Source organism: bacterium (assembly GCA_012517375.1).
Classification (GTDB): Bacteria; Hydrothermota; Tepidihabitantia; order B3-TA06; family B3-TA06; genus JAAYVC01.
In genome coordinates this window covers 18,680-30,817 of record JAAYVC010000040.1, presented here as the reverse complement: position 1 = coordinate 30,817, position 12,138 = coordinate 18,680, and the positions used below count along the sequence as shown (strand labels likewise).

The window sequence follows — 12,138 nt, the reverse complement described above, 5'->3', positions numbered from 1 at the left end:
GACTCGCCCGAAGATTCAATAATGTCGATTTTTCTGCCTGATGCATCATAGACGGATGCCCGGAAACCGTTCGGGCAGTTGGAGTAGCGCAGGGTAATCGAACTTCCAATCGGGTTGGCTATCTCGAGGTGTGTTATGGGTGTTACGGGTTCTGCGACGCCGACGCCCATGTCCCAATCGGAGACGATGGCGTACGCCTCGAACACCGTGTCCGTCTGAAAGCGCGTGTACACCCACACGATACGGTCATCGGAACAGGCAACAGCTGGAACCTGCAAGTACAGTCGAAAACTGTACCTCGAGTCCCATATCATACTCCATACCGTATCTGAACCGTAAGCAGGACTGTACTCAAAAACTGTGGTATTCCGCCAGGGTTCGTTGCCTACTATTCCTCCCAGAAAACCAACCTGGTGCTCCCAAGAATGACTCTGAGGCCAAAGCGTATCTATTGGGTACCAGTATGACCTGTTGTACGTGCAGCTGAACTTATTAGCAGATGATATATCCATAGAAAAGGGTGTTAAAGGGGAGCCCGTATGCAGGGAATCGCCCCACATGACAGTACGAATAGGCTGAGGCGCAAGGCCGCGATCGTCGAATACGCGTGCGAGCCAGGGTAAGTTCGGCGTAGGTCTTGGAGCAAGGTAATCGGTCCAGAACACTACGAAGCGGTCGTTATCTAACCAGTAAGGGTATGGACTGCATGCGCCTGCAAGACTGTCAGCGTTATCAACCCTATGGCCTAAAGGTGCCCAATCCATCGGGTAGTCGTCGGCGTCGAATACCTGGTATAATGGATAGTTATGTCCGGACTCGATAAAGTGAAGCCAGGTTATGACTACATCTTCGGACTCGTTTACTGCAACTTTGGCCATCGTATAAAGACCGGGGAAATTATCAGGTAAAGTATCATGGGCAATAAAAGGAAAGTTCAAGGAATTCCCATGTAAGTCAAGTCTTTGTATCCATCTTCCACTGCTGTCATTAAGCTTCGTTTCAAAACTCATAGCGAACATGCCGTTGTTCGAGAGACTCACTGAAAGAGGGCGATCCAAATCCAAATCCGAGTATAGTGTTTTTGGAGTACCTGCAGGTATTCCGTCAGGTGTGAAACTGATGAATCTTAACTTGGAAAGCTTCGTATTGCTTAGAGTTCTTCCCTCAACCCAAACGAGAACTGTGTTGCCGGCAGAGTCCATATCAAGGGCGTGACAATTGACCCATGTCGTGTCCAGTATCTTCGGAATCTTGTATGCGTCCGTCAGTGGGTTAGCGTCCTTGTCGAAGAAGCGAATGTAGAGGTCCAGCCTTGAACGGTCAGGCCGCCACGTGGAATCGTAAGCGCTATCCACCCAGGCAACGGCGAAATGGCCGTCAGGCGCCATTGCTGCGCTTAACATAATCTGGTGGTGTTTGGCGGCTGCCTCGGCAAGAGGGAAAGGGATCGACCAATACGCCTTGCCACAGTGTCAAAACCAAAAGACTTAGCTGAGACATTACAACCTCCTTATGTTCAAATTCATTTTAACAATCAAGTCTGTTGTGTCAAGCATCAGAGGAGGGCCAAAAAATCTAAGCATTAACGCCGTCAATGCGATTGACAGCGTTCTAAGCTCCAGTATGCTAAGGGGATGAGTCAAAAACCAAAGGAGCAGCAAGCCCGATGACGTGGAGCAAGTCCCGCCTGTTTGCGTTTTCGGGAATAGTGTTCGCGATACTGGCAGGATACAAGACCGTTCAGCATCTCACGTTCAACACCTACGCATACGACCTCGGCATACGCGCAAGCATACTCTACAACATGGCGTTCCAGGGTCGGGTGTGGGACTCGCTCAACAATCTGCACGGCTTTTCCGGTCACTTTCACCCCATAAGCTATCTTCTTGCAGGCCTTTACTGGATATGGCCGAATCCGCTCCTATTGTGCCTGCTGCAGGCTCTGGCAGCGAGCGCAGGCTTGCTTTTGTTCGTATTGCTGATGGACAGGCTGGTGGAGGACAAAAGAAAGCATGTGGCGCTGATAGCGCTCTTCCTTGCCAACCCATTCCTGCACAACGTGCTTTGCTACGATTTTCACCCGGAGATTTTCGCGATACCACTCGTCCTCTTGTTCTTTTTCTTGATGGAGAGAAGCGAGGGGTACAATAAGGATATAGGCGTCAAGCTGAATTGGGGCGGGACGGGGAGGGGGCGTCCCCAGGGAAATACTAAGTATTTGCTTGGCTTGCTGCCGGCGTTTTGCCTTCTCGCCCTCAAGGAGGACATGGGGCTACTGGTGTTCTCGCTGGGGATATACGCGCTTGCGAGGAGGAAGTGGTTAATGGGAAGCCTGATGGCTGTAGTCGGACTTGCTTGGCTTCCCTTTGTGCTGACTCTGGTGATACCGCACTTCCACGCTCAGGGACAGACCCCTCTCATCTCGCTGCACTATCAGGTATTGGGTTCTAGCAGCGCTGAGATTATGGGGACGCTTCTTAAGAACCCCTGGCTTGTGCTGACGCAGGTCTTCGCAAGGTCTGAGACCCTCGTGACCATAGCGCTCCTTGCGGCATCAGTCGGCTCATTAGCCCTTGCACGCTGGGAGGTCCTGCTCGTGCTTCCTTTGCTTTTTGCCCAGCTTGTATCGGACTACCCGCACCAGATGGCATTGACATGGCAGTACTCTGCCGGGATCCTTCCCCTGCTTTTCTTTTCGATGATTAAGGGAGCCGGAAAAGTGCGCGTGGGGATTATGTGGCTTCTGGCAGCGCTCGCCATTCCGTCTGCAGTAATGCGCTTTCCGAACCCTTTCGTGCAGGGCGTTCATACTCAGAGAATCAGGGACACGTACCGTGTAATAAAGATGATTCCGGATACGGCGTCGGTTGCCGTAAGCAACAATCTTGCTCCCCATCTTGTTAACCGCAGGAACGTGAGGCTTTACCCTGAGACTGATGATGCAAGGTTCATACTTGTCGACCTTGAGGCTAACATTTATCCTGCTACATGGGGTGCAAGATATGAGGAGCTGGAAAGACTTTCGGCAGGGTACAGGAGGGTGTATTCAGAAGAGGGTCTCGTTCTTGTTGAGAAAAATGCGGATTGACAAACATATTACTTTTATTAATCTATAGGAAAGCATTACTTGGAAGCGAATTAATGGCATTTGGATTATAAGGAGGGAATTTGATCCGCAAAGAGACAAGACTTCGGCTGAGACCTTTTGCAGCCCAGGACCTTTATCCCCGCAAGGGCGAAACAGTCTCTCAGGGCGTAATCGAGGCCGAGCATACGTTGCTTTTTGCGGAGTTATCCGGATTCGACGCGCTTGCAGATAAGCTCTCCTCGAAGGGCGCGGAGGGTGTTGATGACTTCACAAGGATTGTAAACGGCTTCTTCGAAACCTTCATCAAAACCTCCGAGGAGTACGGCGGAGTGGTTGTCGCTTTTTCCCTGCACTCGGCCCTCGTCAAATTCAAAGGTGTTTCTACAGAAACGCGTTTGTCCGCTCTCACATGCAGCAAGCAAATACTCGAAAGGCTGAAAAAAACCCAGGCGTTCCAGGATTCAAAAGACAAGGCGAAGACCCAAATACGAATGGCATTATCATCGGGAAGGATTAAGGACTTCCGACTAGGCAATGAAACAAGACTTTGCAGGCTCTTTCTGGGCGAACCTGTAGATTTCGTATTAAGGACTGCAAAGGCACAAGGACCGATGAGCGTGTTCGTGGAGCGTTCGTTCTCTAATGATCTGAACGAGAGTGTGGAGTTGAAGAATCTAGAGATGGGTCTTGAGCTTGTGGACGTAGCAAAACCCTCACCCCCATCTGAGCGTCCCGAACTTCCGGAGGACGTGGGCAAGGGTCTTGAGCTTTTCATGCCTCAATGGCTTCTTGAGCGGCTCTCGACCATGCCTGAGGAAAAAAGGCTGCCCGGGGACTACCGCTACGGAACCATAATGTGCGTGAAATTCTCCAACCTTGATACGGAGTTCAAATCGTTTAACGAATTCGTGAGCCGGACCATTAGGATTATAGCAAAATTCGGCGGAACCGTGGAAAGATTCGAGCCCTCGAATGAAGGCGCGATAATAACGGGTATCTTCGGAATTCCCATGGCCAGCGAGGATGATGAAAAGAGAGCGGCGCTCGCCGCAAAAGAGCTCGTGTCCTCCACGTCCGTGGTTCATCAAAAGATAGGGATATCGTCCGGTTTTATCTTTTCATCCGTTATAGGCGGAGCTACGCGCAAAACCTTTACCGTTGCGGGCCGAAAGGTTGAGGCGGCGTTCGAGGCGATGAATAAGGCGGGAACCAACGAGATTATTGTAACAAAACAGGTCAGGGAACAGGTGCAGTCGATGTTCAACTCGGCGAAAGTGCGGACCGAAGGCGGAGAAGATACGTGCGAGCTCTTTCTTTTGGGAGAACGAAGAATCGACGTTGACTGGCTTAAGCCTCCTGACACCAGGATGGTTGGCAGAGAAAAGGAGCTTAATCTTCTGTTCGACGTTCTGGGACGCGTTATTCAGACCAAGAGCGGATTGAGCGTGACGGTATCGGCCGACGAAGGAATGGGAAAAACCCGTCTTGCACAGGAGTTTGCAGAAAGAGCAAGAAAGGCGGCTTTTACGGTTGCAGGAGGCAGGGCTGTAAGCTCCGGGAAAGCAGTACCGTTCTTCCCGTGGATAGATTTATTCAGGGTGCTTCTTGCCGAAGGGAAGAACAAACTGGAACTTCCGGTGCTTGAAAGAGCGATGCGTTCAATAGAGCGGCCCGACTGGACTCCGCTGCTTGCATCGCTTCTGGGGCTTGAGGCTGAGGATAACGATTTCACGCGATCTTTGAGTCCCCAGGAAAGAAAACAGAAAGTTTTCGCAATGCTTCTTGAGCTCGTGTCGCACTTCGCCGGAGAAAATCCCCTTCTCGTCATTTTCGACAACACCCAGTGGGCGGATTCGCTATCGAGGGACCTAATTTCGGAGTTAATGGATTTGATGCCCGATTTTCCGATTCTTTTTTTAATGCTCGCGCGACCGGGCAGCGAAGCTTATCCATGGCAACAAAAGGAAATACATTCAGAAATCCCGCTTTCTCCACTCAGCGCTGAAGAAACGAATTCCATGCTTTACTCGAGGCTTGGGACCAAACATATCGACTCCGCTCTTATCGAAAGAATCTGGGACGCATCGCAAGGCAACCCCCTCTATATTGAGGAGTACGTAAAGCTTCTTGAGTCGCGGAACGCGCTGAAGATGGAGGACTCGAAAGTCGTCCTTGTCTCCGACTCAGATTTCGTCTCATTGCCCCCGAATATAAGGCGCGTAATTTCGGCAAGGATCGATTTGCTGAACGACAGAGCCAAAAGCATACTAGGTACGGCGGCAGTTATAGGCTCAAGCTTTGAATTCGAGCTGCTCAACCGGATACAGGAAATTGCCAACAATGAAGCCCTCGAAAGACAGCTCAGCCTTCTTGCGCATCATGGACTGATTTCGAGGTCTGAAAAGAAACCTCATGTTCTTTGGGAATTCAAGAACTCGCTGACCCGTGATGTTTCGTACGAAACCCTGCCGCTCGATCACAGAAGGATATATCACGAAAAACTGGCGCAGCTTCTTGAATCACAAACGCTGTCGCCCGATCAGATTCTCGAGCATTACTCCCACACAAGGGATGAACAAAAGATTATCGAATATCTTGCTGATTCCGCAAGACGCTCGGCCTCTCTTTATGCAAACGAGGAGGCGCTCGCCAAGTACTCAGAGGCGATAAAACATCTCTCGCGCCTGAAAGAGAAAAAAGATCTCTATCTCCGCTTCGAGCTTCTTCTGGAAAGAGAAAGGATACAAGGACTCCTTGGAAGAAGAGACGAGCAAGCGAGGGACCTTAAGTCCCTTCTCCTGATTGCCCTTTCCCTGGAGGATCAATCATTGCTCGGAACCGTACTCTCGAGAGAAACGAGTTATTTCTATACGACCGGTAATTACGCCCGCGCTCTTGAAAAGGGATTAAAGGCGGAAGAACTCCTCGAGAAAGAGGAGAAAAAAGAAAAAATTATTCATGTTCTCATAACTTTGAGCCGGATTCTTCAATCCCTTGGACGATTCGGCGAGGCACGCGACCGGTTAAGCAAGGCTAAAACCATTATTGCTAAACAGAACTTGCATAATCTTGAAGCAATGGTTGCGGCCGAGTTCGGAAGTTTTCAGCAGCAGCAGGGCAACTACCGGGAAGCCCTGAAATCGCTCAACGAGGCTCTAAGACTATTCAGACTGGCCAACGACGCTACCGCTGAGGAGCGTATTGCAGGACAACTCGGGGTAATCTACAAATATCTGGGTCTTTACGAACAAGCCCGTTCCTCGTATGAAACCGCGCTCGATCTGGCTGTCAAAACTGGAGACAGAAGAAGGGAAGTTGCCCTCCTGGGCAATCTCAGCATAATATCAAAAAACATGGGCAACTACGAACAAGCCCTCGATTACGGCGAGAAGGGGCTCCAGATTGCCAGGCGAATCAAAGATCTTCACGGCGAAGGTTCGCTTCTTGATACCATAGGCAACGCGCAAAGGGCGCTCGGTCACTACGAGAAGGCCATCCGGAACCTCTCCGAGGCGATAGAGATAACCGGCAAGACCGGCGAGAAACCGCTTGAAAGCAAACATCTATCCAATCTGGCAAACGTATACTCCGAACTAGGCGACTACGCAAAATCAAGGGATCTGGAGGAGCGCTCTCTTGCGATATCGAAGGAAATAGGCGCTATCAAAAGCGAGGCTCTGTCGACGATGAAGATAGCAAGCTTTGAATCGGAGAAGGACGCCCGCAAAGCCTTGGTTGCTATGCGCAATGCCATCAAGATATTCAATGATACCGGCGCAGAGGCTCTTTACATCGAATCCCTTATAGAACTGTGTCTGATTCTCTTACGCACAGGGGATGCAAAAAATTTTGAAACTAATATCGAAAAGGCGCTAAACGAGGCAAGAAAGAAGGGGCTCTTCATGCTCGAGGCCTCGGCTCTGAGGGTGATGGCCGAGAGGGAGCTTGCGGCACGCAACCCGAGTTCAGCCTTCTTCCTTTCAAGCAAAGCCTTCAATCTGCTGAGGGAGAAAAATGTCTCTGACCCAGCTGTCTCATTCACTCATGCAAGGATTCTGGACGCTTTGGGCAAGACGACCGAGTCGGCGGAAATACTTACCGGTCTCTATGACGAGATAAGAAGGAAGGCAGATGGAATAGAGGATGAAAACCTGAGGAAAAGCTATCTTGAAAACGTTCGATTGAACAGGGAGGTCGCGCAGGCATGGAACGGACTCGGCTCTAAAAAGAAGCACTCCAGGAAGTAACCTGTCCAGGCCCTTAAATTGAGCATCAAGAACAAAGAAGAAAGGATTGACAAAGCCTTCGCGATTTGTATGCTTAATACGTTTTTCAGGAGGATGCTATAGAATCAGTCGAAACCCTGCTCGCTGATGCCAAAGAGGCAATCAGTAAACATTTGAATCTCAAGGCAATTGAACTGTACGCTAAAGCCATAGAAAGCCTTTATTCCAGGAAGAACCCGGACGATGACGATCTTCTATTCGAGATATTGCTTGAGCGCGAAAGGCTTTACGGACTTGAAGGAAGAAGAAAGGAGCAGGCAGAAGACCTGAAGGAGCTTTCAAGGCTCGCTAAAGGTGTCGATTCAAGAGTCATCAAGGTTCTTGTGAGGGAGGCTTCATATCACTACGCGCTTGGCAGCTATCCCGTGTCCCTCGAACGCGCCCAGGCTGCCGAGGAGCTTTCTGAAAAGAACAGACTGCCAGTGGATGAAACCGTGAGCATTAAGCTTCTGGTTGCCAGGGCAATGCAGGCTCTCGGCGATTTGGATGAGGTGCTTCTCAAACTGAGAAGCACTTTAGCCATTGCGAGCCAGTCCGGCAACAAGCTGGTTGAGGCGTCCGTCCAGAGCGGGTTCGGCGATTTTTATCAGAGCCGGGGCGATTTCAAGCTGGCCTTGAAGCATATCGAGGAAGCAAGGAAACTTTACCGCGAAGCCTCGGACTATCAATCTGAACAGCGTCTTTCCGGTCAGATGGGAATCGTTTACAAATACATGGGGCAGTTCGAGCTTGCAAGGAATTCCTTCAAAGAGTCGCTTGAAGGCGCTATAAGAACCGGGGATAAAAAAAGGGAGACGACCACGCTCGGAAATCTCGCCATCGTTTCAAAGAACATGGGGCTCTACGATGAGGCATTGTCTTATATCGAGCAGGCGCTTGCGACCGCGCGCGAGATCCGAGACAGACACAGCGAAAGCACCCTTCTGGACACCCTCGGCAACATAGAGCGGGCGCTTGGTCGTTACGAAGAAGCCATCCAGCACCTGACAACGTCCATCAACCTTTCGGAAGAAACAGGCGAACGTCCGCTTGTCGCAAAGCACTACTCAAATCTCGCGAGCGTGTATTCAGAACTTGGCGAATACGCGAAAGCCATCGAGCTCGAAGAGCATTCCATCGAGATATCAACAGAGGTCGGAGGCTTGAAAAGCGAAGCGTTATCAATGATAAAACTGGGGGCTTTGTACGATATCGAAGGTGAGCACGAGAGGGCCGGCGAGCTTCTCGAAAGAGCCCTTCAAATCTTTGAAGAGACCGATGCGCGAACGCTTTATATGGACGCACTCCTTGACATCGCTGAACATCATATTCTGACCGGAGACTGCAAAAAAGGCAGGGATTTCATAGAAAAAGCCCGAAGCCATGCCGCGGCGTACGGTCTTGAGGGGTTCGACGCAGAGATATCAAGGCTCTGCTCGGAGATTGAGCTTAAAACGGGGAATCTCGAAGAGGCGCTTTCAATTATCGACGAAGCAGTCCGGGACAAGGGCGGCGGCGGCAAACTCAATTTTCTGCACTTCAGCATTCTTGAAAGGATGGGAGAGAAGGCCCGAGCCCGCGAGATAATCGACAGGCTCTACAGCGAAGTCTCCTCAAGGGCGGAAGGTATCCTTGACCCGGCCGCAAGAAAGGGGTTTTTAGAAAACGTGGCTTTCAATAGAGAAATAATAAAAGCCTGGCGGAGATTTCGCTAGCCCTCACCCACAAGCTGGACGTTGAGCGTACGTTCTCTTGGCCTGTTGTCGAAATCAATGAATACAACTTGCTGCCATGTTCCCAGAAGCAGCTTGCCTTCCTGGAACGGAACCGTAAAAGACGTTCCGATAAGTGACGAACGAAGATGCGCGTACCCGTTTCCGTCGCCCCATGCCGAATCGTGATGGTACGGCTTTGACTGCGGCGCAAGTCTATCCAGAAGCTCCGAGAAATCCTTGAGAACACCGGGCTCGAACTCGATGGTCGTAATCCCGCCCGTGGAGCCCCTGAGTGCTACCACAAGAATTCCTTGTCTTAAGTCGCTTTCCTCAAGGATTCGAGTCAAATCGGAGGTTATATCGTGAATATCCGAGAATCCTTCTGTCCTAAGGCGGATGCTGCCGGAATAGACGCCCAAACTAGCCCTCGCCCAGAAGCTTTGCCGCCTGAGGACTCAGCTCGCGGTAGCCGAGCTCAAACGCCCTCATAAACTCCTGACGCGCTTTATCCTTCTGGCCTTGCGCGAAAAGCACCTCGCCTTTGTGATATATTGCGGATGCGTCGGTAGGATCGCCCTCGAGCGCGCGTTCAAGATTTTTTAACGCCTTATCCGGCTCGCCAAGATAAAGAAGAGCGATTGCGAAATCGCGCCACTGCCAAGGTGAAAGCGCGGACTTTTTGCTTTCGCTCAAGGTTTCATATGCCCTTGCCGCTTCGCCGAATCGGCCCAGTTCAAAAGCCGTCGACGCCGTAACCTCGAGCGCCTCGAGGTTTTTCGGATTCTTTTCCAAGTAATCCCTCGCCGCGTCGAAGGCTTCTTCCCTGCGACCCAGATAGCTCAGGGACTCGGCGTAACACAGCAAGGCTTTATCGTCCGACAAACCCAGGGATGAAAGCTCCTGGAATTCCTGAACAACCTTGTCGGATTCGCCGTGCTCGTGATAGAAGAAGAGCTTGGTCAGAAGCGCCTGCGGATCTATGAAGAGAACCTGATCGACGCCCTTGAAACGCGCTATTTCTGCTCCTTTTTTTGCAATATCGAGCGAGCGCGTCCTGTCAAGCTTATCCTTCGATGCGTCGTATACGACAGCGCTGAATGTGACTTTCTCCCTTGCGGAAAAGGCGGATTTCATCTCCCCTATCTTGTCAGCCACACCCTTTGCCTCAAGGGATGAGGGCAGAAAACCCAGAAACTCGCTCGAAATAGAACTCACCACGTCTCCGGGAACTGTAAGGCGCTCAAGCTCAGCCGCCATGTCCTTGTAGAGCTCCTTTACCGCCGAGGACCCCCTTTGCTCGCGTATTATGGATAGATTATCCAGGTAGAAAAGCACGAGTGTGAATTTTTCGCTGGCCTGGCTTTCACGCAGCTTGGATTCGAACAGCGAACGGGGGGATATGAATCTGTCCCTCCTGCGGTCCCTCGAACGCCTGTCGGCAAGCGTCCTCTTGCCGCGTTCAGAGGGCGTCACCCATTCGAGAAGAAATCCCTGGGAAGGGATGAAGAAATCGGCGCTGCGGCGCAGGGCGAATGAGACCTGCGGCTGGCATAGAATTATTTCCAATTCGCCCAGAACGACCCGCGGGAAATAGCCGATGACCTTGTTCTGCGAGCCCGGCTGGATTATCGGTTCGCGGCCGGTGAACTTGCGGTTGTCGTAGACCCTGAACACGTCTCCTACGTCCACTCCGGCATCGCTTCCGAGGTCGATTGTCGTGATGCCTGTTCGTTCATCGTAGTCCAGCACCGTTCCGCCTTCGGCAAGTATGCGTTCAAAGGCAATAATTCTGTCCCTTCCGAGCTTCTTTGCGACGTATGTGGCGACATCCGCTCTCTCGTACAACTGATCGAGTTCGCCCGCGAGCGCCTCCGGCGGAACTCGCAGTATGACGGCGCTGTCTGCCGTGGCAACGCCGATGCTTGCAGTCACCTTGGGCAACAAGCCGGTCTTGAATTCAGGATTCGCGCTCCTATAACGCTCTATCTCCTCAGGCGTCGGTATCTTCGAGGTTCGTATGAACTCGCAAAGCTTCTCACCCAGCGTCAAGGCATCGGCAGCCGAATGATAAGGCACAAGGACCCCGAACTCCTCTCCGCCGAGTCTTGACATTAGAACCTCGGCCTGTCCGGTCTGTGAGAAGAAGACTCGAACCTTGCGCGCGAAGGAGCGCAGCACTTCGTCTCCGAAGCGGTGACCCAGCGTATCGTTTATCTCCTTGAAATGATCGAGATCGAGATGGAAGAAGGACAGCGAAGGGCTTTTTCCCTTCCTTTCCCGGGATGTATCCGTTGGCGAATTCTTTACGGCAAGCGCAATCTCTAGCATCCTGTTTCTGAAAGCTTCTTTCTTGAGAAAACCCGTAAGGCCGTCGCGGTCCCTTTCTTCTTCCAGTAATATGTTGCGAACGAGGAAGCTAAGCAGGCCTGAAATATCCTTAGGAGCTACTGAAGCGTCTTTCTTGAATGAGACAGCGGCGATAAGCCTGCCTCCGGAGCCGTCAAGCCCTAGAAGCAGTTTTCCGTCAACCATCTTTTCCCTTGCCTTGCCCAGAACCTCTGCTAGCGAATCCATATCTGTGCCGTGTGCGGCCGACACGAAAACCTCCTCGCTGAAATTAAAGAGCACGCCGGACAGCTCCGCACCGAGAGGCTTGAGAACCTTATTCGCCTCGCTTCTGAAATCTTCAAAGGATTTGCTCACGTTTGAGTCTAACCTATTAAAACAACATGTCAATATCGGGCGTTCGGGACGAATGTTGACATATCCGCCAAGGAAAGTATACTTTATTATTCTGCCAAGGAGGCATCTACATGAAGGTGAAAATTGACTCTGAAGCCTGCATCGGTTGCGGAGTATGCGCAGACATATGCCCGCAAGTTTTCGAGATGAAGGACGATAAAGCCGCCATAGTTGCAGGCGCAGACTGCGGAGACGCAGGGTGCTGCGAAGAAGCGTCTGAATCCTGCCCCACACAGGCCATATCGATAGAATAACTTAATAAGTATCGAGAAATTCTTAAAGGCGGGGAATCGAATCCCGCCTTTTCCTTTTTCCAATAGAAAACCGC

At 51.2% G+C, this 12,138-nt stretch carries 7 protein-coding genes; 4 read left to right on the top strand and 3 right to left on the bottom strand.

All coding sequences use genetic code 11. The annotated features are described in order from the left end of the window. A partial coding sequence (locus GX441_05060) for a hypothetical protein (GenBank protein NLI98014.1) occupies nucleotides 1-1,403 on the bottom strand: 1,403 nt, incomplete at its 3' end. A gap of 263 nt (nucleotides 1,404-1,666) precedes the next feature. On the opposite strand from GX441_05060, the gene GX441_05055 reads away from it, so the two are divergent. From GX441_05055 to GX441_05045, 3 genes are all read left to right on the top strand, one after another. Then, nucleotides 1,667-3,088, top strand: coding sequence for a DUF2079 domain-containing protein (locus GX441_05055; GenBank protein NLI98013.1), 1,422 nt, complete (start codon nucleotides 1,667-1,669; stop codon nucleotides 3,086-3,088). 80 nt (nucleotides 3,089-3,168) lie between these two features. Beyond that, nucleotides 3,169-7,335 carry a tetratricopeptide repeat protein gene (locus GX441_05050; protein NLI98012.1) on the top strand — a complete coding sequence of 1,389 codons (4,167 nt, stop codon included), beginning with the start codon at nucleotides 3,169-3,171 and terminating at the stop codon, nucleotides 7,333-7,335. A gap of 152 nt (nucleotides 7,336-7,487) precedes the next feature. Further along, on the top strand, nucleotides 7,488-9,068 hold the full coding sequence (locus GX441_05045; GenBank protein NLI98011.1) for a tetratricopeptide repeat protein: 1,581 nt from the start codon (nucleotides 7,488-7,490) through the stop codon (nucleotides 9,066-9,068). Here the strand turns inward: GX441_05045 and GX441_05040 are convergent. Together GX441_05040 and GX441_05035 are read right to left on the bottom strand one after the other, a co-directional pair. After that, a complete protein-coding gene (locus tag GX441_05040) occupies nucleotides 9,065-9,487 on the bottom strand; it encodes a YjbQ family protein (protein ID NLI98010.1) in 423 nt (140 codons plus the stop codon). The two genes, GX441_05045 and GX441_05040, sit on opposite strands and share 4 nt — an antisense overlap. Before the next feature lies 1 nt (nucleotide 9,488). Then, complete coding sequence (locus GX441_05035) at nucleotides 9,489-11,771, bottom strand: diguanylate cyclase (GenBank protein NLI98009.1); 2,283 nt, start codon at nucleotides 11,769-11,771, stop codon at nucleotides 9,489-9,491. Nucleotides 11,772-11,881: 110 nt separating this feature from the next. Between GX441_05035 and GX441_05030 the strand changes: the two genes are divergently transcribed. Next, nucleotides 11,882-12,064: a ferredoxin gene (locus GX441_05030; protein ID NLI98008.1), complete on the top strand. Its 183-nt coding sequence runs from the start codon at nucleotides 11,882-11,884 to the stop codon at nucleotides 12,062-12,064. Nucleotides 12,065-12,138 lie beyond the last annotated feature (74 nt).